Consider the following 21620-nt stretch of genomic DNA (forward strand, 5'->3'; position numbering starts at 1 on the left):
TGTATTCCACCTGTTTACTCCATGCAGGCCCATAAATCGGGGCTTTGTTCTAGTCTATGTCCCCGCTACGCCACAACACTGCACGAAAGTTAACTGATGTAGTCACAGGGTTTGCTTTTCCTTAAGCAAAGGCCGGCGCGGTGGTGTCCTTAACCGTCGCCTCTATTTTTTGCTGAGGCAGGCATTTTCGGATGTTCGTCAGTAATGCCTCCGCAATGATTGGAGATACGCTATTGCCGATCATTCTAAAGCTATGCCAAACCGTCGCATGAAATACAAAATCGTCAGGGAATCCCTGCAAACGGGCAGCCTCTCTGGGGGAGATAACGCGGTTGTGCTCTGGATGAAGCGGTCGAACGGATTGATATGACCCCCGGTCACTCCCCGTGCCAGCTCGAAGGGTCGGGCAAAGTCCATTCCAGTCTAGCCTTTTGTGTTTTCCCACCGGGTCTACACCCCCTTGCGGTACGTTGGCGTAGCGTTTGATCGTTTCATCGCGGTGTTTTGTCAACTGGTGCCCGGTAAAGTAACCGCTTGGTGATCGTAGTTTCTGGGCGTATTTCGAGACTACTTTCTCACCGTCGTAGGCCCACTGCTTTGCATCTGAAACTGGTATGCCTGCGATATCGCCAATGGCATCTTTTACAGTTGTTCTACTGGATTGGCTTGCGATTAGGTCTGCAATGGACGGTACGTCCATTTTTTTTGGGTCAAATCCAAACACGAAGATCCGCTTACGCTTAGTTGGCGCTCCGAAGTCAGATGCATCCAACGTCAATGGGCCGAGAATGACCCAACGCCCCTGCAGCGTGCTTATAGCATTGTCCAAAATCGGACGATTCTCTGGAAAGCCCAAACCTGGCACGTTTTCCATCATAAAGAATGCGGGCTGGACCGCTTGGATGATTCTAAAGAAATGATTCACCAGATCCCGGCGTGGGTCATCTGGTAAACGCTTCCCTATACCGCTAAACGCTTGGCACGGAGGCCCACCAATGACTCCATCTACTCCCATGGGTAGCAATGCGGACAACTGCTCCTTCCCCAGCGTCGCAACATCCGCCTGTAAGAACCGTGTGCCCGGAAAATTGACGCCAAAGGAGCTGGAAAGGATAGGGTCTACATCCACTGCCAAGGCAGTCTTGAACCCAGCCCTTTTCGATCCGAGCGCGAGCCCTCCGCAGCCACTAAAGAGGTCCAGAATGGTGTGCATGAATTTGCGCCTAGCCTAAATGGTCACGGACGATACACCAATCAGGCCGAGCTGTCGATCGGGGCACGGTCAGGACTACCGTTGCAGCCGCGAACTTGGCATTATCAAGGAAGGAAACAAGGAGAGTGAGTGAGCTAATGGCAGCCGAACTGGATGATGATGAGATCAACGCGGAGCCTACAAAGGCTTTTTTTGTGGACATGCTGGTTCGAGACATTCCACTTGAGCAGGCAATACTAGATCTAGTCGACAACTGCATTGATGGTGCTAAGCGGCTGGCTCAGGCTAAGCAAAGTTCTGAAACCCCGCATGAAGGATGTAGGGTTGATATTACGTTTAATCGCGATCTATTTAGCATTGTAGATAACTGTGGCGGTTTTGACCGAAATACTGCTCGGACTTATGCTTTCCGTTTTGGACGACCACGCGGAGCGGTACAAACTGCTCATTCCATAGGTCAGTTCGGTGTCGGCATGAAGCGTGCCCTGTTCAAGTTCGGAAAGCACTTCATTGTAAGATCGGCAACAAGTGATGAAGAATGGGCTATCGAAGTTGATGTTTCCGCTTGGGAACAAGCAAATAAGTGGACGTTTCCATGGGTCGAATTTGGAAATAGCACCACGATTTCGAAAGCCAACCCTGGCACCGATATAGTTGTGACCAACTTACGACCAGAGGTAGCCTTCAGGTTTTCAACATCAATTTTTGAAAACTCTATAATCGGCTTAATCAAATCCAAGCATCGCCAGTTCATTTCGGAAGGTCTTCAGGTTTTTGTAAATTCGAAAAGAATTGATGCCACCAACATCTATCTTCATGTAACTGACAAAATGCAGCCTGGCAGGGACGTTCTTCGATTTGAGGAAACAGGCCAGGCCCCTGTAGATGTGAATATCATTGTAGGCGTTGGGCCGTCGGCACCTAAAGATGCTGGCTGGTATGTAATTTGTAACGGGCGAGTGGTTTTAGAAGCTGACCGCAGATCTGTAACTGGCTGGGGACTTTTGGAGGACGAAGCTAACAAGACGTTGATCCCTACGTTTCACAACCAATTTGCAAGGTTTCGCGGCATTGTCTCATTCGATTCTGAAGACTCATCCAGGGTGCCGTGGAACACTACCAAGACTGACGTAGATCAAGACAGCGTGGTTTGGGTGAAAACTTCTCAGCGCATGTTTGAAATGATGCGCCCAGTAATAGATTTCCTTAAGGATGGTCTGAAAAAGACTTCCCGAATCTGGTGAAATACGCCGATCCCGCCAGCCGAGTTTTTCCATGAAGCAGATGACCTTCGCCGACGCCGAGTACGCCGGCAAGCGCAAGCAGACCCGTAAGGAATTGTTCCTGATCGAGATGGATCAGGTGGTGCCGTGGAAGGGATTGATTGCCCTGATCGAGCCACACTACCCAAAGGGTGAAGGTGGTCGTCCAGCCTATCCGCTGATGGCCATGTTACGTATCCATCTGATGCAGAACTGGTTCGGCTACAGCGACCCGGCCATGGAAGAAGCGCTCTACGAGACGACCATCCTGCGTCAGTTCGCCGGGCTGAGCCTGGAGCGCATTCCCGACGAAACCACCATCCTCAACTTCCGTCGCTTGCTGGAGAAACATGAGCTGGCAGCCGGCATCCTCGGCGTAATCAATGGCTACCTGGGGGATCGCGGCCTGTCGCTGCGCCAGGGCACTATCGTCGATGCCACACTGATCCACGCGCCCAGCTCGACCAAGAACCAGGACAGCAAGCGCGATCCGGAGATGCACCAGACCAAGAAGGGCAACCAGTACTACTTCGGCATGAAGGCCCACATCGGTGTGGATGACGAGTCGGGGCTGGTGCACAGCGTGGTCGGCACGGCGGCAAACGTGGCGGATGTCACCCAGGTCGACAAACTACTGCATGGTGAAGAGAACGTCGTCTGCGCCGATGCCGGCTACACCGGCGTCGAAAAGCGCCCCGAACATGCTGGCCGCGAAGTGATCTGGCAGGTCGCAGCACGCCGCAGCACCTACAAGAAGCTCGATAAACGCAGCGCCCTGTACAAAGCCAAGCGCAAGATCGAGAAGGCCAAGGCACAAGTGCGAGCGAAGGTCGAGCACCCGTTTCGAGTGATCAAGCGCCAGTTCGGTTACGTGAAGGTGCGCTTCCGTGGCCTGGCCAAGAACACCGCTCAGCTGGTGACGCTGTTCGCGCTGTCAAACCTATGGATGGCGCGCCGACATTTGCTGACTACCGCAGGAGAGGTACGCCTGTAATGCGGAAAATGGCTGCTGCGAGGTGCTCGCGGCGGCCAAAAACGGAGAACTGAGCGGGTTACCTGGTCGATTTTGATCGACGGCCCGCTTTCAAAAGCAGCGAGGGCTGAAGTCGACCGGAAATACAGGGCTACTTCAGACCTTCCTTAACAACCTCGATAAAGACATTGATGAGTACACTAGGGACAAAAGCCCTCTGCTTGACCACGTTTCCAAGGCCAACTCAACACGCCCCGAAGCCCTAGACTATAAGGCAGAATTTATTGCCCCAGTCAGAGGATCAATTACCAAAGGCCCTCGTTACATCAAGATCCAATACTCGAAAAAATTTGAGGAGGTAGAATTTTTGCAGGATGAGCTTGGAGTAGGGTCAGCCAAGGCTGTGGGTGAGACCACCTTCGACCTAATCTTTAAGAGGCACAAGGAATGAGTGCTAGCTTTAGGAAAATTGACTACTCTCTTCGTCCGGCGAAGTATGCTGAGCGGAAGATGTTTGTCGAAATCCTTCGCAGACTGGCGGCTTTTCAGCCAGTTGAAGACTATGCGTATATCGGCTTCGGCTCGGGATGGGTCTCGGACTTTACTTTATTCCATCGTGCCCTTGGCATTAAGAGCATGGTTTCTATTGAGCAGGCAGTGGATGCAAGGGAGCGAATAGAAGCAAATAAGCCTTTCCAGATCAGAGTGGAATACGACAACTCTTCCTCCGCACTACCTAGGATGGAATGGGATAGAAGAGTAATAGTGTGGCTTGACTATGACGGCCCCTTGAACACATCTATGCTTGAAGATGTCCGAACTGTTGCTGCCAGGTGTTTGTCCGGTTCAGTCATAGCGGTTTCGGTACAGTGCATGAGGGCACCAGAGTACACCGCTTATGAACTTGAGAAAGCCACTGACGAAAATGCCATCGGTGCAATTGAACGGTTTATAGGTGCATTTGGCAGGCAAAGAGTCCCCCCGGAGGCTTCGGACGAAGATCTAATATCTTGGCCATACGGCAAACTAGCAAGGCATATGCTGCGATCAGAGATTGATTCTGCCTTAGCAAATCGCAACACCGGCGGTGATAACCCGTTAAGCTTTTTACCGATATGTGAAATTGAGTATCAGGATGACGCTCGCATGACCACATTGATTGGCTTGGTCGCAGATGCCGCAGATAATCAGCGTTATCCTCTTTGCGGGTTTGACCGATTAGATTTTATGCCTGCGCCTGGGCAACCCATCAGAATTGACATGCCGAAGCTCACCATCCGAGAACTTCGCTATTTAGAACAGCAGTTGCCTCTTGGCGACAATGAAGTCTCTTTTGGAGCGATACCAACGTCAGATGCGAACAAATTTATAAGGATGTACCGCTACTTCCCTAACTTCGCCGTAATGGAAGCATAAGGATAGCGGGGCGCTGCCCTACTATTTACATTATTCGTACAGACTGGTGTAGTAGGTTTACACGCCCCCTAATCACAAGTGTTAAGGTATCGAAACAGCGGCTCCATAGCGGCGTCGCTTACCTTCGCTAATCAAAGGGAGTCAATGTTATCGTCAGGCCACTCACGCGGCTCTGTTTGCTGCGTTTCAGCTTTCTGATTCGCCTCAGCTGAGCGTTGCTTCGCGAACTCCTGTATTCCCTGCGAACCTTGGTAGATGGCAAACATCGCAGCCACAGTCACGCCTGCTTTCAGTAGCGCACGTTCAATATCCATATCCGTCCCCTCCTCCGATCCTTCGGGCGTACCAGCGCCTAGCTACTTCCCGTGTGATCGCTATCCCGCGTTTTGATCGGTCAAGTTTCGGTTGGCCTCGTCGTACTCGGGGCTGGTCTGGCCTATCTCCGGCGCGACCTCGCCGCTGACCATCCACCAGCGATACGACGGATACAGCGCTCCTAAGGCCTCTATCTCGTCGGTGCTAATCCGAACGTCTTTGTTGTAGAGCACTGTTCTCCAGCGATTCGAGCCGATCGGAGTCTCTCGCACGAGGCGATCCATTCCAGCCATAGAGGCAACTGTTCTAACGCGCTCGTTTATCGTGCCCATTTCTTCTAAATATTTTGTTCAAATAGTTTGAATTTCTGAACAGCAGTTCATATGCTTTGTTCAACTATTTTGACTCAAGTATCTGAGTCGAATGCTTGGACGAGTATAGGACAAAAGCTATGGAACAGTCTGGCGTAGTGGGGTTAACCATCGAAGGCCAAGCCGAACGGATCGTCAGCTTCCGCGAAGCGCCGTTCTGCACGCAGCTTGTGCTGGCTGAAATGATGGGCGTCGAGCAGATCACCGAAGACGTGGTGCGCGGCTGGGTGGAAACCTACACCCTCCCGACCGTGAAGATCGGCCGCCGCCGCGTCATCAACCTGCACCGCATCCGCCGCGACATCGAGCGGGGCAAGTCGGTGTTCTGCCAGGGGGATTACGCCGATGAATGAGGCTATCGACCATGAGCGCCTACAACCGGCTTCCCCACGCACCGGACTGCGACTGCTCTGTCTGTTGGTCCAGACGCGAAATGGCGAAACCCGCTCCCTCCCCGTCCACACGCTGCGCCCAATGCCGCCCCGCCTCTGCGCGGCCGATTCGCACGCTGCAAATGGGCTGCATCGGTGGAACCTGGAAGCCTCTGGTCTCGGAGTGGCAAGTGGAACCGGCCTATATCTGCGAGAAGCACACGCCACCCGAGCGCCCCGCGAAGTGGTGGAGCGTTGCTTACCAAGATTCAACCTCGGCGCCGAGCGAGCAGTTTCCGTTCTAGCCGAAACCCCGACCGAGGCCGAACAGGTCCAGGGCCGCGCTCCCGGCTCGTCGGATCACGCTTCACCGATCCGGCGAACGGAAGCACGGGCGGAGCGCACCCTTGACCCTGCACGAACAGAAACAGCCTCCGCTCGTGAGTGTGGGGCAGCTTCACCGCCCCGCGCTCCCGAGCCCTCGGCGGCAAGAGTGGGATGACAAGGGCAAAGCCCTTGGTGTTAACCAACTAGAGAACACGCACAACGCGAAGTTTTAACCGGTAGGCCAAGTAACAGATCACCTCGGCGAACTTGCAAGTTCACCGGTTCGGGATCGCTCGGTCTGCAGAAAGCAAAGCCGCGCAATAAAGCGCAACTAGAGAGAGGAAACACAAATGGCACGTTCGACTATGGAAGTTGCATTTCTCGGCACTCAGAAACTCGCCTTCAGCCAGAACGGCAGCGAAGTAAAGATCGTCAAAGTCTTCTATGGCGATGAGCCGGACGGCCAGACCGAAAACGGCCTGTCCATCGTCAGCATGGATGTTCCCCTGGAAGTGGCCGACGAAGTGTTCGCCTCGGGCGCCAACTTCGAGCCGCTGGAAACCGTGCGTATCCACTTCGAGATCGCCCGAGCCGGCAAACAGAAGGGCAACAATCTCTGCCTGCATCTGGAATCGGTGAAGCCCGCCACCCAGGCCACCAAGCCCACTCAGCAACCGACCCCAACCGCCAAGCCAGCCGGCACCCAGCCGGACCCGGCCAAGGCCAACTAACCGGGAGGGGCGGCCATGCTGATCGATGACCGGGTGTACTGCGACTGCTGCGGCAACGACATGGGCAAGCTCATGGCGCTGCCCGCGCCGCAAAGCGACCTGCTGCCAGACCTCAGCCTGCCGCCCCACTTCGCCGTCTGCCCTGACTGCGAACCCTCCGAACAAACCGCCGACCTCGAGCAGGCCGGCGAATGAATTTCCTCGCCTGTGACGGTGACTGGCTGCAAGGCGCCGATGGCTCGCCCATCTGCTCCGGCTCGCTGGTCGCCCTCACGGTCGAGGAAATGCAAAGCCTCTACGGCTCTGCACTGACCTGGGACCAAGTCTCCGAGCTGCAAGGCGAAGCGATTGTTCTGTTCGCCACCGTGTTCGGCTTCCTGGTCCTGAAAAAAGCCCTGAATCAGTGAGGTATCACCCATGCAACTGAACAAACACTTCATCAAGAAAATCGGCCTCGGCGCTGCCGTTGCTCTCTCGGCTGTAGCCGGCTCTGTCTATGCGGCAGTCCCGGCTGAAGCCACCACCGCGCTCGATACCGCTGGCACCGACGTCGGCACCATTGGCTGGGCGGTGTTCGCCGTGATCATCGCCGCGATGGCGTTCAAGTACATGCGCCGCGCCCTGTAACCGGGGTTTTGCGCACTGCATGTGCCGAAGCAAACAAACCCCGCTCCGGCGGGGTTTTCTCTTCCAGGGAAACGCCAATGAGCTACGAACTGTACGTCCTGATCCTGACCACCCTGGCGTTCTATCTCGTGTTTTTTGGGCGGGTGTAGGGATGGATCTTCTATTTTTTAGTTCTTTAACCCGGAAGATGTGGTTCTCTTCATTGCTGTTAATGCTATTCGTTATCTGCTCTGAGAGCGTCAAAGCTGAGGACTATTACTGGGTTGTTATCAGTTCAGAAACATATCTTCCAAGCGGGTCAAGGTTTGAAAGCCCGTCTCAGGCGTGTACAGCTCTTGCCGCGGCTAGGCCTAGCGGTCCGTATACCCCGATTATCCTCATGGAAGTTCCCACCGAGGCGACGTGTTCCCTCAAATGGAACTTCAACGGTTCGGTTGTTGCGATCCACTATTTGTCCCGTAGGGGCGATTCGTGTGGTGATGGTTCTGAATACAATTCCGCAACTGGCGAATGCGTCGCCCCTGAACCCGATCAATGCGCCACCGCAACAGGTGAGTTCGTTCACGAGTACAACGCCGGCTCTCTGGACCCATCCGTACCGCCTTCGCTGCCTCCATCTTCGATCTGTGAAAGCGGCTGCCTCTACAACCGCACCGCCACGGTCAAGGGCTGCAACCGCTTTCTTGAAGACACCACCGGCAAGGACCTGAACTCCGTTTATTGCAAAGTGGTTTACCAGGGCGCCGGCTCGCAATGCACGTCAAACAACCCGCCTCCCGGCAGTGTGTTCGATCAGCCACCATCCAAGCCTCCGGCCGACAGCACGCCTCAGTTCACCAGCGAAAGCCTATGCGGTGACTGGGTCACCAACGCGGACGGCTCGCAATCGCGCAACTGCACCAGTAGCGAAAAGCTGAAAGAGCCCGGCCAGCTCAACTGCGATAACGCCGGCGATTACCTGCACTGCACCACCGGCAAGCCCGCGCCGCGATTCGAAGACACCACTAAGACCGAGGAAACCACCAAGACCACCAACCCGGATGGCTCCAGCAAGACGGAGACCACCACCACGACCGACAAGACTGTCTGCGTTGGCACCAAGCCCTGTACGTCCACCACTGCCGAAGAAACCTCGACGTCCGAGACGGATGCCGAGGGCAAGCCCGGCGACGAAACCAAGTCCTGTACCGGCTCCGGTTGCACGCCCGATGAAGGCGAAGGCGAGGATGAAGGTGAAGAAGGCCCGGAGCGTTTGGCTTCTGCCGGCTCCTGCGATGCGTCGTTCTCCTGTAGCGGCGACCCGATTGATTGCGAGGTGCTGCGGCAGCAGAAAGAGCAGCTGTGCCTCGCTGAGGAAATGACCGATTTCCCCAAGCAGCAATCCGCCATCGAGGCCGCTGTTACCGGCGACCGGTTCCAGCTGGATGAAGGCTCCGGCGTCATCGACGTGCCTTCCTTCATCAACCAGGGCACTCGCTTTCTGCCGTCTGCTTGTCCTGCCGCCGAGAGCTTCAGCCTGACCACAGCGGGCGGTCGCACTTTCCAGCTCAGCTACGAACCGCTTTGCCGCGCCGCCAGTGACCTGAGCGGCCTGTTTGTGGCTGTGGCCACCGTTCTTGCCGCCCTGTATGTGGGCCGCGCCGTAGGAGGTCAGTGATGCAGTTTCTATTCATCGTCCAGATGCTCGTGATCATCGTCGGGCCGCTGGTGAAGATGGTGTTGAAGATGATCGGTTTCGGCTTCGTCTCTTACATGGGCTTCAACCTCATCATTGGCCAGGCGCAGGGCTACCTGTTCGGGTTGATGGGCGATGTCGGGCCGGTCATCCAGGGGATTCTCGGGCTGGCCAAGTTCGATGTGGTGGTGAACCTGTATTTCGCCGCGATCTCCACGCGCTTCGTCCTCGCCGGGATCGACAAGGCGACCGACCGCAAACGCAATCAGGTCTGGCATAAGCCGGGCGGCACCTCTATCGACGCATAAGGAGGCGCCGTCATGCTCGTTATCCGTACCGGCAAGCCCGGCCATGGCAAGACCCTGAACACCATCCGCGAAGTGGACCAGAAGGCCCACGCCGAAGGCCGTGTCGTCTACTACCACAACATCAACGGCCTCAAGCCCGATCAGCTGCAAGCGCAGTGGTTCGAGTTCGAAAATCCCGAAAAGTGGTTCGAGCTGCCGAACGACTCGATCATCGTCGTGGACGAAGCGCAGGGCTGGTTTGGCTCACGCGATCCACGGGCGCGGCCACCGGAGCACATCACCCGCTTCGAGACCATGCGCCACCAGGGCCACGAAGTGCACCTCGTCACCCAGGACCCGCGTTATCTCGATGTGCACCTGCGCCGGCTGTGCAACACGCACATTCACTACTGGCGCGTCTTCAAGTCCGCTCAGCTGCTGCGCTTCGAGTCGGAAGTGGTGGTGGAAAAGGTCGAGCTGAAGACCAGCTTCAAAGATGCCGACAAGAAGTCGCTGCGCCTGGATAAGCGCTACTTCGGCGCTTACACCAGCACCAACGCCAAGCACCACTTCCAGGCCAAGGTGCCGACCAAGTTCATCTTGGCCATCTGCGTGCTGATCGGCGCGGGCATCCTCGTCTATCGCGCCTATGAGCGTTACAACATCGAGAAAGCACAAGCCGAGACAGCTAGCAGCGCGCCGGCCGGGAGCATGGTCGATCAGGTGCGCGATACGGTCGGTGCGTTCATCAAGCCTGTGGGCGAAACGAAGACCGATGCGCCTGAGAGTGTCGCCAGCTACATCGGGCGGCGTGTGCCTCGGGTGCCGCAGGTCCCATCGTCGGCGCCGATCTACGACGAGCTGACGCGGCCCGTGTCGTTTCCTCGGCTCTACTGCATGTCCAGCACCGACCCCGCGACCTATGCCCGCGAGTTCGGGCGAATGGCGCATGCCGTCGTCAACGGAACACCCACCGTTTGCCAGTGCTACACGCAGCAGAGCACGCGGGTCGAAACCGACTTCGCCTTCTGCATGCGCGTGGTCGAGAACGGCTTCTTCGATCCGACCCTGCCTGATCGCTCCACCGGCGAGCGAACCCAGCAAGTCCAGAACAACCAGCCTCCTGCAATGCAGGCGGCACGCCCTGGAGCAGCGCAGCCAGCCGGTGGCACGAACATGACTGTCGTGCCGTACCAGAAAGGGCAATTCCTGTGGTGATGACCGTCAGCGCGCGTGCGCTCCGCGCTCTTTGCACGCGCGGCGAGGCACGAGCCGGCGTGCAAACGCGCGCGCTGACGTCCCTGTAACACGTCAGATAACCACTACTAAGCAACCACAGTAATCCAGAGTAAAGGGGAAAACGGAATGGCCAATAAGGACTTCAAACGAATCGACCTCATGACCGGGTTGGAAGACTCGCAAAGCAGACTATTCGTCGACCCGGGCACCGCTCGGATAGTCGATCTATCCAAGGTCCGCTTGCTGCGTTGCGGAGTCGATACGGTCCGCCAGCTGTACCGCGGACTGATCCGTCCCGAGATCATGGCGCTATTCGAGAAACCGGGCGCAATGGTCCAGTTCGCTGGCGAGTTCTGGCATGCCGGTCGGGTTGGCCGGGATTCGGGCTACCAGTACAAGCTCCAAAATGCTGACCTCGGGTTCATCCTGCTCATCAAGAACTTCAACGCCAAGCTGGACCAAATCGGCCCACACCTGAAAATCGAAGTGTCGCCGCACGCCATCGACGCGTTGTCGCCTGAGCGCCTGCAAGAGCGCATGGACTATTACGCCGCAGCCGTGATGACCCACCGCGAACGCAACCAGTGCGCTGTTCATCTGGCGTTGGATCTCCAGGGCTGGCTGCCTCCGGTGGATCTGGTAGCTCGCCTGCACTGTCGCGCCAGGACGCACCGGGATATCACTGGCATAAACCAGATCGAGTGGGCCACCAAGTCCAGCGTCTACGGTCGTGGTGAAACGTCCATGTTCGGTTCCCCTGGTGGCGTCCAGCTGTGTATCTACAACAAGACTGAACAGGCCCGCGCAACCGATAAGCTCGACTTCTGGGAAAGCGTCTGGCGTCGCCGGGATTCGTTCGATTCGACCGATCCCGACAACTACGATCCGACCCAAGATGTATGGCGCATCGAGCTGCGCTATCACCATTCGGTCATCCAGCAGTTCGCCAGCGGCTCGATTGACGCAAGGACCGGCCAAGCCCTTGAAACGGACTCCTATGCCGCGTTCTCGGCCCATCTGGATGGCCTGTGGCGCTACGGGCTGGGTCAATTCAAGCTGCTCTCCCGCCCCGGCTATTTCGAACCCATCTGGACGCTGATCCGCGACGACATCCGTGTCGATGTACCGGTCGATTCCCTGGTCGATGAAACCGAATACAAACGCTACTACAAGACCTCTCGGGGCTTCTCAGGCAAGAACGTGGAGCTGTTCCTGGGAAACTTCGTAAGCCTACTGGCACGGGAGCGAGTGGGCGCTAAAACCGCATTTGATCGACTGAAGGAATGGGAATGCTGGCCGGTGATTCGCGACCACTACGCCTCGAAGGATATGACGGAGCGTGATCTGTACAAGCACATCAAGAACCTGCTCCAGGAACGGCATGTGCGATGGGGTCGCGCTATATGACGGCACGCAAGGACGGTAAGACCTGGACGGCTGACTTCTACGAAAACGGGCGAAGTGGACGCCGTATCCGCAAGAAAGGTTTTCTGACCAAGGCCGCTGCCCAGCGATACGAAACGGATTTCTTCAAGAGCCTGACGCTAACCGGGCGACCGCTGGATGATCGGCTGTCGGATCTGGTGAACCTCTGGCATCAGCTGCACGGCTGCACGCTCAAGGACGAGAACGTTGGCGATCACGAAACGGCTTGGCGATCCGCTCGCCTCTTCCTTCGATGCACTGGCATGGGCGCGGTATCGGCAGCAACGGTTGAAAGAGGCGTCTCCGCATACGGTCAACCACGAGCAACGCTACCTGTCCGCCGTGTTCGCGGAGCTGATCCGGCTCGGTGCCTGGGTGGGAAAGAACCCGCTCGCCAATGTCCGCCAGATCAAGACCGATCAGGTAGAGCTGACCTTTCTCACGCTGCCGCAGATCCGCCAGCTGCTCGAAGAGTGCAAACGCTCCACCAACAATCACACCTACCCCGTCGCCCTACTCTGCTTGGCTACCGGTGCCCGCTGGGACGAAGCCGAGTCGCTGACCCGTGCCGCGATCTACGGTGGCAAGGCTCACTTCCACCGAACCAAGAATCGACAGTCGAGATCCGTACCGATCCCGAAGGATGTTGAGGATCTGGCGTTGAAGGTGGGGATGCCTGGAAACGGTCGGCTGTTCATGCCCTGCCGGTCGGCCTTTCGGTGTGCCTACAAGCGTTGCGGCTTCGACACCCCGGGCCAGATGACCCACATCCTGCGGCACACGTTCGCGAGTCATTACATGATGGCCGGTGGCGACATTCTCGGCCTGCAACGAATCCTGGGGCACTCGTCGATCACGATGACCATGCGCTACGCGCACCTGTCGCCGGATCATTTGGAATCGGCACTGCGGCTTTCGCCACTCTCCCAAAGCAATCACACGGTGGGCGTCGATGCTTCAGTTCTCTAATAAATTGAAGGCATACTCAGCGCGGTTAGTCGGCCTGAGATATCGCATGGAAAGTAAAATCCCCCTCCCAACCGATAACCTATACAAGTTTTTTGCTCTATTTGCGCTTGTTGTTTTTCTGTCGGGATTCGGCACCATCATCTATGCGACAAGCGCCACGAACACCATTGCATTCGAACACTGGGTCGAACTGGAGAGCCTACAAGCTCTGAAGGAGCCAACCTTAGAACAAGCAGCACGCTTGCGATCATTAGAGCGGAGAATCGAGGTCGCTGTTGCGGACAAGGAAACCTATACGCTACTTGGTCAGTTCTTGATCGTGGCAGGCGTTGTCGGGATGTATCTAGGCTTTAGCCACTGGTACATGCGCATACAGCCCCTTGCGGACCAAATGGCAGACACTCAGTTGGAAATAGCGAAGCTTCAGCTGCTCAGCCTGAAGGCAGATTTGAAGTCGAAGGGAATCGACGTAGACAAGCCGTAGTCACTTCGTAGTCACCTACACAAACAAAAAAGGGGCTAGCTTTCGCTAACCCCTTGTTTTGTCTGGTGGCTACACCGGGACTTGAACCTGGGACATCAGCATTATGAATGCTGCGCTCTAACCAACTGAGCTATGTAGCCAAGTGGCGCGCATTATTCTCTGGTCGGTTAGGGCTGTCAACCCTGGCTCCGCAGATTTTTTATCCTTTTCAAACGGTTAGTTACGAACGGTCAATAGCGCCTAGGCCGCGCCATTTGGGGCGCCGCTAGCGAAATGACGGCCGCGTGGCCAGCAGCAAGCCAGCGAAGATCAGGGTGCCGCCAATCCAGTGGAAGGGCTGCAGCGCTTCTCCGAGTAGTAGCCAGCCGAGCAGTGCGGTGAAGACGGGCATCAGGTAGCTGGCCATGGCGGCCTTGGCGGCGCCGACGACTTTTACCCCGTGGTTCCAGGCGAGGTAGGCGATCAGCGAGGCGAACACGGCGGTGTAGCCGATTGCGCCGAGGTTGGCCGGCGTGGCGGCGAAGCCCCCTACCCGGCTAAGTTCGTACAGGTAGAACGGCAGGATCAGCGGCACGCCCAGCAGCATCAGCACGCCAAGCAGCACCAGCGGGGGGACGGTGAGGAAGCTGGACCAGCGCCGCAGCAGCAGCGTGTACAGCGCCCACACCAGCACGGCCAGCAGCATGATGAGGTCGCCGGCCTTGAACGACAGGCTGGCAAAGGTCTGCCAGCTGCCGCGGCTGATCAGGTAGAGCAGCCCCGCCGCCGCCACGGCCATGCCGAACCAGGCGCGGCGCAGTGGCCATTCTCCGAGCAGGAAGCCCGCGCCGATAAAGGTCGCCAGTGGCAGGCAGGTGTTCACCAGCGTCAGGTTGATCGCTTCGGTGCTTTGCGCAGCGGTGTAGAGCAGCGAGTTGTAACTGGCGATGCCGAGTGCGGCGATCACAGGCAGGCGCCAGCCGGCGGCACGCAAGGCCGCTCGGTGGGTCCAGATGCCTTTCGCCACGAAGGGCAACAGCAGTGTCGTGGCCAGCACCCAGCGCCAGAATGACAGGCTCAGCGGCGGGATCTGGTCATAGAAGGCACGGGCGACCAATGCGTTGCCGCTCCAGCAGAGCACAGCGATGAGCAGACCGGCGAAGGCCGGGGCGTGGCGGCTGTTCATCAGGCGTTACGCAGCGGACGCAGGCGGTATTGCGACGGCAGCTGATCGAGTCCGCTGACGGTGACGTTGAGGTTCTTCCACAGGCCATCCTTGATGCCGTAGATGCAGCCGTGCACGGCCAGCGGCTGGCCGCGGTGCCAGGCGTTCTGGACGATGGTGGTGTGGCTGACGTTGGCAACCTGCTGGATGACGTTGAGCTCGCAGAGGCGGTCGACCTGCTCCTCTTCGCTGGTCAGCTTGGAAAGGTGCACGCGATGCTCGTAGTAGAGGTCGCGGATGCTGCGCAGCCAGCCGTCGATCAGGCCCAGCTGGTCGTCACGCATGGAGGCGCGCACGCCACCGCAGCCGTAATGGCCGGTGACGAGGATGTGTTTGACCTTGAGCACGTCGACCGCGTACTGGATGACCGACAGGCAGTTGAGGTCGGTGTGCAGCACGACATTGGCGACGTTGCGATGGACGAACAGGTCGCCCGGCAGCAGGCCGACGATCTCGTTGGCGGGCACGCGGGCATCGGAGCAGCCGATCCACAGGTATTCCGGCGCCTGCTGCTTGGACAGTTTCTCGAAGAAGGTGGGGTCTTCTTCCTTGATGGCCTCGGCCCAGCGGGCGTTGTTCTCGAACAGCGGTTCCAGCTCGCTCATCTACGTTGTCCCTATGGTTCGGCCCCGCACCTTACGAGCCGGCCTGGCCTTTGACAAGCAAGGCCGGCTCGCGCGGGCGATCAGTCCGGCTCGACGAGTTCTTCCGTCTCGATGACCGTGGTGCTGGGCTGGGAGACGAACGAGCGCAGGTCACGCATGAAGTTGTCGCGCCAGGCATCCAGATCGGCGGCACGAATGGCGCGCATCAGGTGCTCGTAGCGGTCCTTGCGTTCGGCCAGCGGCATGCTCAGCGCGCGGTCGAGCGCTTCGGCCATGCCGACGCAGTCGTACGGATTGACGATCAGTGCGGAGGTCAGCTCGCGCGCCGCACCGGCGAAGCGCGACAGCACCAGCACGCCGGGATCTTCCGGGTCCTGCGCGGCGACGTATTCTTTGGCGACCAGGTTCATGCCGTCGCGCAGCGGCGTGACGAAGCCGACGTCGGCGGTGCGGAACAGGCCCATCAGCACGCGGCGGTCGTAGCTCTTGTTGAGGTAGTGCAGCGGCGTCCAGTCAAGATCGGACAGGCGCCCGTTGAGGTGCCCGGCCTGGCTTTCCAGCTGCTCGCGGATGTGCTGATAGGTGCGCACGTCGGAACGCGATGTCGGCGCGATCTGCAGGAATTCGACGTTGTTGCGGTGCTTGGGATAGCGGTCGAGAAACTCCTCGTAGGCGCGGAAGCGCTCCACCAGGCCCTTGGAGTAGTCCAGGCGGTCGACCGAGATGATGGTCTGGCGCCGGGTATCGCTGGCCCGGCGCATGGGATGGGCGCGGCCCTTGTAGCCTTCGGCGAGCTTCTGGATTTCGTCCGGTACCACGCCGATCGGGTACACCCCGGCGCGGAAGTTCTGCCCGTAGGCGGTCAGGCTGCCGTCTGGCTCGATAACGCCACGCACCTCACGGGTGATGTAGTCCTGAAAGGCCAGGCGATCGGTGTCGGTCTGGAAGCCGATCAGGTCGTAGTAGCAGAGGGTCTTCAGCAGCTCGTTGTGCGGCGGGATGGCGGTGAGGATTTCCGGTGCGGGAAACGGGATGTGCAGGAAGAAGCCGATGCGGTTGCGGATGCCCAGCTGCCGGCAGGCTTCGGCGAACGGGATCAGGTGGTAGTCATGAATCCAGATGATGTCGTCAGGTTCAAGCAGCGGTAGGAGCTTCTCGGCCAGCATGCCGTTGACCCGCCGGTAGCCGTCGTATTCTTCGCGGCTGTAGCGCGCCAGGTCGATACGGTAGTGGAAGATCGGCCAGAGTGTGTTGTTGGAGAAGCCGCGGTAGTACTGGTCGTAGTCACGCTTGTTCAGCGGCAGCGTGACGTAGGTGATGTTGCCCACTTCCTCGGTGTTGATCGTCGGGGTCGCGCTGATCTCGCCACTCCAGCCGAACCAGATGCCACCGGCCTGGCGCAGCGCATCGTAGACACCGACGGCCAGCCCTCCGGCGGCTACCTTGCCCGGTTTGATTGGCGCCACGCGGTTGGAAACCACTACTAAACGGCTCATGGCAGTAAATCTCGCTCTAGTCGGGTTTTGTTCTGGGTTCGGCCGGCACACCGAGTTCGTTCAGCAGCGCTTCGATCCAGGTGCCGACGGCAGCCACCGACGCCACCCGTTCGCGGGCCTCGCTGGGGCCGTCGCCGACCTTGATGGACCGACCGCCGAGCGCATTGACGGCGGCAAAGCCGGCTTCGTCGGTGAGATCGTCGCCAAGGAACACGGGAGTGCAGCCGGAGAACGGCGCTTCCTGCATGAAGGCGCGGATCACCTCGCCCTTGCTCGCGCCGCGGGGCTTGAGTTCGAACACGCACTTTCCGGGCTGCAGGGTCAGTACCTCGGCGTAACGCTGGGCGAAGTCTTCGGCGAGTGTGCGGGCAACCTCCTCCAGCTCCGGCGCCTGACGAAAATGCAGGGCAAAGGCGACGCTCTTGTTCTCCAGGTGCAGGCCGGGGTGCTCGCTGCAGGCCTGCTGCAACTCACGCTGGATGCGCGCCAGGGCCTGATTGTCGAGTGCCAGGTTGCGCAGCTCACCCGTGGCATCACGGCGCTCGGCACCGTGCACGCCGGCGGCGGGAAGTTGCAGGGGCGCCAGCAGCGCATCGAGCTGCGCGAGCGGCCTGCCGGAGATCACGGCGACGGGAATGCCGCCGGCATGCAGGCGTTCCAGGGCCGCGAGGGTGGCCGGTGGAATGAAGACGAGTTCCGGTCGGGGCTGAATCTCAGCCAGCGTTCCGTCGACGTCGAAGAAGAAGGCGTAGCGCCGAGGCTCTGGCGCGGGTTGGTCGTTTTGATCATTCATGCAGAGTAGGACTCCGGATCACGCGCGGTGGTTCGTCCCCTTTTTCTCAAGACGCTCAGGCATCTACGGCCGCAGGAAAGGATGGACCCGAATGGCGTTATCGGCCAGCCGACAGCCCTGAATCTTCCCAGGGCGGCCGGGTCACAACCTGCATGACCGACGTTCTGACAGGAGACGATCATGAGCGATCAAAAACCCTACACCCCAACGGAAATCGACAACACCGAAGACCGCATGGGCTCCATTGAACAGCTCGATTTCGATCAGCGCCGTGACGAGCGCAAGGGCCGCATCGGTGACGAAGTGCCCGGTGAGCAGGTGGCCGACGAGTTCTCCGCCGAACGCGCCGCCGAAGCAGGCATGACGGCCGGTGAAGTCCCGGATGGCGAGACCACAATGGACGACATGGCGCCGGAAACGCTGATCCCCGAGGACGGCGCACGCTCTCCGAGCGAACGCGGCCATGGCGAGCCGGCCGATCAGGACCTGAGCGTGGTTTCCGAGCATGAGATCGGCGCCGATGTGGATCTCGACGAGGCCGAACTCGGCCGCTACGACCCGCTCGACGGCAAACCCTGGGATGGCCCCGCCGAAGGCGACGAAGACACCGGCCTCAGCGGCGGCGATGCGGTATTGCGCGAGGACGACAGCGTGCTGTCGGACGAAGAACTGGAAGGCGAAGCCCCACTGGATTCCGGACGGGACAAGCGGCCGGGGGAATAAAGCGGAGCCATTTGCCGCACTCGGTAGGCGGAAGCGACATGGCCCCGGAGCTCATAAGGCCTCGGCTTACTTCGTAGATGTAGGGTGGATGTCGCCTTTTACATCCACCTTGACCAGAGCACGGTGGTTCGCTGAAGCGCGATCCACCCTACCGAGGCTGGTGACAGTCAGAGGTCGGCAACCGTGATCGTGGCGCCGGCGAACTCCAGCACAAAAACCGAAGCCCGCAACAATCAATCCAGCAACGTGCAGGCCATCACCAGCGCATCTTCACGGCCATCTGCCGCCGGGTAGTAGGCCCGGCGCCGGCCAACTTCATTGAAGCCATAACGCTCGTAAAGCCGATAGGCCGTGGTGTTGCTCGCACGTACTTCGAGGAAGCACTCGCGGCCGCCGCGTTCGCGGGCACGCTCCATCAGATGCTCGAGCAGGCGCAGGCCGAGGCCGCGGCCCTGGCTCTGCGGCTTGACGGTGATATTGAGCAGGTGCGCCTCGTCGAGGATCAGGTTGATCACACCGTGCCCGACCTGCTGCTCGCCCTCGAACATCACCCAGCACTCGTAGGCACTCAGCGCGTCGTTGAAGATGCCGCGCGTCCAGGGGTGACTGAAGGCGGCGTACTCGATCTTCAACACGGCTTCGATGTCCGCCGCGGTCATCGGGCGGAAGCTGACAGCATCACTCATCACACGTACTCATGAACCTATGTGCCAGCGCGGCATGCTGCGGCGCAGGGTTTTCCACAGCTCGGCCTTGGCGGCCGGCTGCTCCATCAGCTGTTCCAAGCCGGGCATCGCCAGTGCGCGACCGAGCCCTTCGACAGCCAGTTCGCGATAGCAGGCGTCGACATCCACTTCACCGGCGAAACGCAGCGCCGGACGACCGATCAGCCAGATGCAATCGCAGCCCATGTTTTCCAGCTCGGCGGCCATCACGCCCTGCACGTAATCTCGTGCGGCTTCTCCACCCTGGTCGAGGCTGCCCTTGTTCAGCAGCGGCCAGCGAATCGGCTCGCCATCGCCGACCTGCTGCGGCTTTTTCCGCCGGGGGGGGGGGGGGTCCGGCAGGCGTGCGGCGCGCAGCAGGTCCTTGAGCAGGATGTAGGCCGGGTCGCGGCTCTGGAAGGATTCGCCGGTGGGCAACTCCACCACCAGCAACACGTTGCCGGCGCGCATCAGCTGCAGCGAGAAACGTGGCGGTGGCTCGATGGGTTTGGCCGGTTCGGCCGCCTGTTCTACCGCCGCAGCAGCAACCGGTTCCGGCTGCTTGGGTTCCGGCATGGCGATACGCGGACGCGGCGCCTGTGGCGGCTCGACGACAGGTGCTGCGGGGGCCCGTTCCACTACCGGCGCGGCCACCGGCACCTCGGCTGGCGGTGCGACGGCAATGTCTGGCTCCGTTTCGGCCGCGACCGGCAACAGCAGCTCCGGCCGCGACGGCGCAGCGAAAGGCAGTTCGGTACGCGGCAGCCAGCTGGCCACCTGCATGGCGTCGAGGTAGGCGCGACGCCGGGCTTCGTTGATCAAACGCCTTCCACCTGTGGGTGAGCCTTGGCGCCGACCTGCATCAGGTTCAGCGCGTTGAGATAAGCCTTGGCCGACGCGACGACGATATCGGTATCGGCGCCGTTGCCGTTGACGATGCGCCCGCCCTTCTCCAGCCGCACGGTGACTTCACCCTGGGAGTCGGTGCCCTGGGTGATGGCGTTGACCGAATACAGCTGCAGCGTGGCGCCCGATTCGGCGACCGCCTCGATGGCTTTGAAGGTGGCGTCGACCGGGCCGGAGCCCTGGGCCTGGGCGCTGCGCTCGGCACCGTCGACGCTGAGCACCAGCTTGGCTTCGGGGATGGTGCCGGTCTTGCTCGCGACTTCCAGGCTGGCCAGCTTGAAGTGCTCAGGCGCTTCGTCGGCCAGGGTGTCGGAGACCAGCGCCTGCAGGTCTTCGTCGAAGATTTCGTGCTTCTTGTCGGCCAGCTCCTTGAAGCGGGCGAACGCGGCATTCAGCTCGTCGCCTTCGAGCACGATGCCCAGCTCATCCAGGCGCGAACGGAATGCGGCGCGGCCGGAATGCTTGCCCATCACCATCTTGTTGGCGTTCCAGCCAACCGACTGGGCGGACATAATTTCGTAAGTCTCGCGGTGCTTGAGCACGCCATCCTGGTGGATGCCCGACTCGTGGGCGAAGGCATTGGCGCCGACGATGGCCTTGTTCGGCTGCACCGGGAAGCCGGTGATGCCCGAGACAAGGCGCGAGGCCGCGAGAATGTGCTCGGTCTCGATGCGGGTGTGTACGTCGAGCAGGTCCTGGCGGGTCTTGATCGCCATGACGATCTCTTCCAGCGCGGCGTTGCCGGCACGCTCGCCGAGGCCGTTGATGGTGCACTCCACCTGCCGCGCACCGGCGACCACTGCCGCGAGGGAGTTGGCCACGGCCAGACCCAGGTCGTTGTGGCAATGCACCGAGAACACTGCCTTGTCGGCGTTGGGGATGCGTTCGAGCAGCTGGCGGATGGTGTCGGCGTACTGGTGCGGAATCGCATAGCCGACGGTGTCCGGGATGTTGATGGTGCGCGCACCGGCGTCGATGGCAGCCTCGATGATGCGGCAGAGGAAATCGATCTCCGAGCGCCCGGCATCCTCGCAGGAGAACTCCACGTCGGCGCACAGGCTGCGCGCCTTCTTCACCGCACGCACCGCCTGCTCGACCACCTGGTCCGGCTGCATGCGCAGCTTGTACTGCATGTGGATCGGGCTGGTGGCGATGAAGGTGTGGATGCGCCCGGAGTTGGCGCCGGCCAGTGCTTCGGCGGCACGCTCGATGTCGGCATCGACAGCGCGCGCCAGGCTGCACACGGTGCTGTCCTTGATGTTGTCGGCAACCAGCTTCACCGCGGCGAAGTCGCCGGGGCTGGCGATGGCGAAGCCAGCCTCGATCACGTCCACCTTCAGCCGCTCCAGCGCCCGGGCGATGCGCAGCTTTTCCTCACCGGTCATGGACGCGCCGGGGCTCTGCTCGCCGTCGCGCAGGGTGGTGTCGAAGATGATGACGCGATCATTGCTGCTCATAGGAAATCCTCACGGCTGCCGAGCGCCTCTGACAGGGCGCTGTAGTG

Annotated in this window: 24 protein-coding genes, 1 tRNA gene and 1 pseudogene; 16 read left to right on the top strand and 10 right to left on the bottom strand. The window is 59.6% G+C overall.

Features of this window, described 5'->3' with window-relative positions:
* Positions 1–121 precede the first annotated feature (121 nt).
* On the bottom strand, positions 122–1213 hold the full coding sequence (locus tag F753_RS39580; RefSeq protein ID WP_023445834.1) for a DNA cytosine methyltransferase: 1092 nt from the start codon (positions 1211–1213) through the stop codon (positions 122–124).
* A 125-nt stretch (positions 1214–1338) separates the two neighbouring features.
* Here F753_RS39580 and F753_RS39585 point away from each other — a divergent pair, with 125 nt between their 5' ends.
* From F753_RS39585 to F753_RS39595, 3 genes are all read left to right on the top strand, one after another.
* Complete coding sequence (locus F753_RS39585; RefSeq protein WP_167332071.1) at positions 1339–2457, top strand: ATP-binding protein; 1119 nt, start codon at positions 1339–1341, stop codon at positions 2455–2457.
* A gap of 31 nt (positions 2458–2488) precedes the next feature.
* Positions 2489–3469, top strand: coding sequence for an IS5-like element ISPa16 family transposase (locus tag F753_RS39590; RefSeq protein ID WP_023445617.1), 981 nt, complete (start codon positions 2489–2491; stop codon positions 3467–3469).
* 426 nt (positions 3470–3895) lie between these two features.
* Positions 3896–4864, top strand: a complete 969-nt coding sequence (locus F753_RS39595; protein WP_023445836.1) for an O-methyltransferase — start codon at positions 3896–3898, stop codon at positions 4862–4864.
* A gap of 131 nt (positions 4865–4995) precedes the next feature.
* Here F753_RS39595 and F753_RS39600 read toward each other — a convergent pair whose 3' ends face one another.
* Positions 4996–5178: a hypothetical protein gene (locus tag F753_RS39600; RefSeq protein ID WP_023445837.1), complete on the bottom strand. Its 183-nt coding sequence runs from the start codon at positions 5176–5178 to the stop codon at positions 4996–4998.
* Between the two features lie 452 nt (positions 5179–5630).
* Here F753_RS39600 and F753_RS39610 point away from each other — a divergent pair, with 452 nt between their 5' ends.
* The 12 genes and pseudogenes from F753_RS39610 (at position 5631) to F753_RS39655 (ending at position 13685) form a co-directional block, all read left to right on the top strand.
* On the top strand, positions 5631–5903 hold the full coding sequence (locus F753_RS39610; RefSeq protein ID WP_023445839.1) for a hypothetical protein: 273 nt from the start codon (positions 5631–5633) through the stop codon (positions 5901–5903).
* Complete coding sequence (gene pflM, locus F753_RS49760; protein WP_084799390.1) at positions 5900–6226, top strand: lysogeny maintenance protein PflM; 327 nt, start codon at positions 5900–5902, stop codon at positions 6224–6226. Before F753_RS39610 ends, pflM begins: the two co-directional genes overlap by 4 nt.
* Positions 6227–6598: 372 nt before the next feature.
* Positions 6599–6979, top strand: a complete 381-nt coding sequence (locus F753_RS39615; RefSeq protein ID WP_023445840.1) for a hypothetical protein — start codon at positions 6599–6601, stop codon at positions 6977–6979.
* Between the two features lie 15 nt (positions 6980–6994).
* The gene (locus F753_RS39620; RefSeq protein WP_008567547.1) at positions 6995–7174 is read left to right on the top strand and encodes a hypothetical protein; all 180 of its coding nucleotides are present in this window, start codon (positions 6995–6997) and stop codon (positions 7172–7174) included.
* Positions 7171–7386 carry a hypothetical protein gene (locus tag F753_RS39625; protein WP_023445841.1) on the top strand — a complete coding sequence of 72 codons (216 nt, stop codon included), beginning with the start codon at positions 7171–7173 and terminating at the stop codon, positions 7384–7386. Before F753_RS39620 ends, F753_RS39625 begins: the two co-directional genes overlap by 4 nt.
* A 10-nt stretch (positions 7387–7396) precedes the next feature.
* Positions 7397–7606, top strand: coding sequence for a major capsid protein (locus F753_RS39630; protein ID WP_023445842.1), 210 nt, complete (start codon positions 7397–7399; stop codon positions 7604–7606).
* 379 nt (positions 7607–7985) lie between these two features.
* A complete protein-coding gene (locus tag F753_RS50050) occupies positions 7986–9263 on the top strand; it encodes a virulence factor TspB C-terminal domain-related protein (protein WP_023445843.1) in 1278 nt (425 codons plus the stop codon).
* A complete protein-coding gene (locus F753_RS39635; protein ID WP_023445844.1) occupies positions 9263–9589 on the top strand; it encodes a DUF2523 domain-containing protein in 327 nt (108 codons plus the stop codon). Before F753_RS50050 ends, F753_RS39635 begins: the two co-directional genes overlap by 1 nt.
* Positions 9590–9601: 12 nt before the next feature.
* Positions 9602–10786, top strand: a complete 1185-nt coding sequence (locus F753_RS39640) for a zonular occludens toxin domain-containing protein (RefSeq protein ID WP_023445845.1) — start codon at positions 9602–9604, stop codon at positions 10784–10786.
* A gap of 147 nt (positions 10787–10933) precedes the next feature.
* Positions 10934–12214, top strand: coding sequence for a hypothetical protein (locus tag F753_RS39645; RefSeq protein WP_023445846.1), 1281 nt, complete (start codon positions 10934–10936; stop codon positions 12212–12214).
* A pseudogene (locus F753_RS39650) lies at positions 12211–13201 on the top strand (phage integrase). The gene F753_RS39645 and the pseudogene F753_RS39650 overlap by 4 nt, the downstream one beginning before the upstream one ends.
* Before the next feature lie 46 nt (positions 13202–13247).
* A complete protein-coding gene (locus tag F753_RS39655) occupies positions 13248–13685 on the top strand; it encodes a hypothetical protein (RefSeq protein ID WP_023445847.1) in 438 nt (145 codons plus the stop codon).
* A gap of 63 nt (positions 13686–13748) precedes the next feature.
* Here the strand turns inward: F753_RS39655 and F753_RS39660 are convergent.
* From F753_RS39660 to otsB, 5 genes are all read right to left on the bottom strand, one after another.
* Positions 13749–13825, bottom strand: a tRNA-Met gene (locus tag F753_RS39660).
* Positions 13826–13950: 125 nt separating this feature from the next.
* Positions 13951–14850: a DMT family transporter gene (locus F753_RS39665; RefSeq protein WP_023445848.1), complete on the bottom strand. Its 900-nt coding sequence runs from the start codon at positions 14848–14850 to the stop codon at positions 13951–13953.
* Positions 14850–15494 carry a carbonate dehydratase gene (can, locus tag F753_RS39670; protein ID WP_023445849.1) on the bottom strand — a complete coding sequence of 215 codons (645 nt, stop codon included), beginning with the start codon at positions 15492–15494 and terminating at the stop codon, positions 14850–14852. Before can ends, F753_RS39665 begins: the two co-directional genes overlap by 1 nt.
* Before the next feature lie 80 nt (positions 15495–15574).
* Positions 15575–16990, bottom strand: a complete 1416-nt coding sequence (gene otsA, locus F753_RS39675; RefSeq protein ID WP_011914307.1) for an alpha,alpha-trehalose-phosphate synthase (UDP-forming) — start codon at positions 16988–16990, stop codon at positions 15575–15577.
* A gap of 16 nt (positions 16991–17006) precedes the next feature.
* Positions 17007–17783 (bottom strand): trehalose-phosphatase, encoded by a 777-nt coding sequence (gene otsB / locus F753_RS39680; protein ID WP_023445851.1) that lies wholly within the window; start codon positions 17781–17783, stop codon positions 17007–17009.
* A gap of 180 nt (positions 17784–17963) precedes the next feature.
* On the opposite strand from otsB, the gene F753_RS39685 reads away from it, so the two are divergent.
* The gene (locus tag F753_RS39685) at positions 17964–18506 is read left to right on the top strand and encodes a hypothetical protein (RefSeq protein WP_023445852.1); all 543 of its coding nucleotides are present in this window, start codon (positions 17964–17966) and stop codon (positions 18504–18506) included.
* A gap of 233 nt (positions 18507–18739) precedes the next feature.
* On the opposite strand, the gene rimI is transcribed toward F753_RS39685, so the two are convergent.
* Genes rimI through F753_RS39700 form a run of 3 tightly spaced genes read right to left on the bottom strand, consistent with a single transcriptional unit; the run spans position 18740 to position 21573 of the window.
* On the bottom strand, positions 18740–19192 hold the full coding sequence (rimI, locus tag F753_RS39690) for a ribosomal protein S18-alanine N-acetyltransferase (RefSeq protein WP_003281964.1): 453 nt from the start codon (positions 19190–19192) through the stop codon (positions 18740–18742).
* Positions 19193–19201: 9 nt separating this feature from the next.
* Entirely contained in the window at positions 19202–20032 is an 831-nt protein-coding gene (locus F753_RS39695; protein ID WP_023445853.1) for a hypothetical protein, read from the bottom strand.
* Positions 20029–21573 carry a 2-isopropylmalate synthase gene (locus tag F753_RS39700; protein WP_014819297.1) on the bottom strand — a complete coding sequence of 515 codons (1545 nt, stop codon included), beginning with the start codon at positions 21571–21573 and terminating at the stop codon, positions 20029–20031. Before F753_RS39700 ends, F753_RS39695 begins: the two co-directional genes overlap by 4 nt.
* Between the last annotated feature and the right edge of the window lie 47 nt (positions 21574–21620).

Origin of the sequence: Stutzerimonas chloritidismutans AW-1 (assembly GCF_000495915.1) — a bacterium.
In the GTDB taxonomy this organism is placed as follows: domain Bacteria; phylum Pseudomonadota; class Gammaproteobacteria; order Pseudomonadales; family Pseudomonadaceae; genus Stutzerimonas; species Stutzerimonas chloritidismutans.

Excerpts from the sequence above, each read along its gene's own strand:
- F753_RS39620 (WP_008567547.1), top strand. The coding sequence starts at position 6,995 with ATGCTGATCGATGACCGGGTGTACTGCGACTGCTGCGGCAACGACATG.
- F753_RS39700 (WP_014819297.1), bottom strand. The coding sequence starts at position 21,573 with ATGAGCAGCAATGATCGCGTCATCATCTTCGACACCACCCTGCGCGAC.
- F753_RS39645 (WP_023445846.1), top strand. The coding sequence starts at position 10,934 with ATGGCCAATAAGGACTTCAAACGAATCGACCTCATGACCGGGTTGGAA.
- F753_RS39665 (WP_023445848.1), bottom strand. The coding sequence starts at position 14,850 with ATGAACAGCCGCCACGCCCCGGCCTTCGCCGGTCTGCTCATCGCTGTG.
- F753_RS50050 (WP_023445843.1), top strand. The coding sequence starts at position 7,986 with ATGGAAGTTCCCACCGAGGCGACGTGTTCCCTCAAATGGAACTTCAAC.
- F753_RS39595 (WP_023445836.1), top strand. The coding sequence starts at position 3,896 with ATGAGTGCTAGCTTTAGGAAAATTGACTACTCTCTTCGTCCGGCGAAG.
- F753_RS39590 (WP_023445617.1), top strand. The coding sequence starts at position 2,489 with ATGAAGCAGATGACCTTCGCCGACGCCGAGTACGCCGGCAAGCGCAAG.
- rimI (WP_003281964.1), bottom strand. The coding sequence starts at position 19,192 with ATGAGTGATGCTGTCAGCTTCCGCCCGATGACCGCGGCGGACATCGAA.
- F753_RS39625 (WP_023445841.1), top strand. The coding sequence starts at position 7,171 with ATGAATTTCCTCGCCTGTGACGGTGACTGGCTGCAAGGCGCCGATGGC.
- F753_RS39615 (WP_023445840.1), top strand. The coding sequence starts at position 6,599 with ATGGCACGTTCGACTATGGAAGTTGCATTTCTCGGCACTCAGAAACTC.
- can (WP_023445849.1), bottom strand. The coding sequence starts at position 15,494 with ATGAGCGAGCTGGAACCGCTGTTCGAGAACAACGCCCGCTGGGCCGAG.
- F753_RS39630 (WP_023445842.1), top strand. The coding sequence starts at position 7,397 with ATGCAACTGAACAAACACTTCATCAAGAAAATCGGCCTCGGCGCTGCC.
- otsA (WP_011914307.1), bottom strand. The coding sequence starts at position 16,990 with ATGAGCCGTTTAGTAGTGGTTTCCAACCGCGTGGCGCCAATCAAACCG.
- F753_RS39610 (WP_023445839.1), top strand. The coding sequence starts at position 5,631 with ATGGAACAGTCTGGCGTAGTGGGGTTAACCATCGAAGGCCAAGCCGAA.
- F753_RS39635 (WP_023445844.1), top strand. The coding sequence starts at position 9,263 with ATGCAGTTTCTATTCATCGTCCAGATGCTCGTGATCATCGTCGGGCCG.
- otsB (WP_023445851.1), bottom strand. The coding sequence starts at position 17,783 with ATGAATGATCAAAACGACCAACCCGCGCCAGAGCCTCGGCGCTACGCC.
- pflM (WP_084799390.1), top strand. The coding sequence starts at position 5,900 with ATGAGGCTATCGACCATGAGCGCCTACAACCGGCTTCCCCACGCACCG.
- F753_RS39600 (WP_023445837.1), bottom strand. The coding sequence starts at position 5,178 with ATGGATATTGAACGTGCGCTACTGAAAGCAGGCGTGACTGTGGCTGCG.
- F753_RS39640 (WP_023445845.1), top strand. The coding sequence starts at position 9,602 with ATGCTCGTTATCCGTACCGGCAAGCCCGGCCATGGCAAGACCCTGAAC.
- F753_RS39580 (WP_023445834.1), bottom strand. The coding sequence starts at position 1,213 with ATGCACACCATTCTGGACCTCTTTAGTGGCTGCGGAGGGCTCGCGCTC.
- F753_RS39685 (WP_023445852.1), top strand. The coding sequence starts at position 17,964 with ATGAGCGATCAAAAACCCTACACCCCAACGGAAATCGACAACACCGAA.
- F753_RS39655 (WP_023445847.1), top strand. The coding sequence starts at position 13,248 with ATGGAAAGTAAAATCCCCCTCCCAACCGATAACCTATACAAGTTTTTT.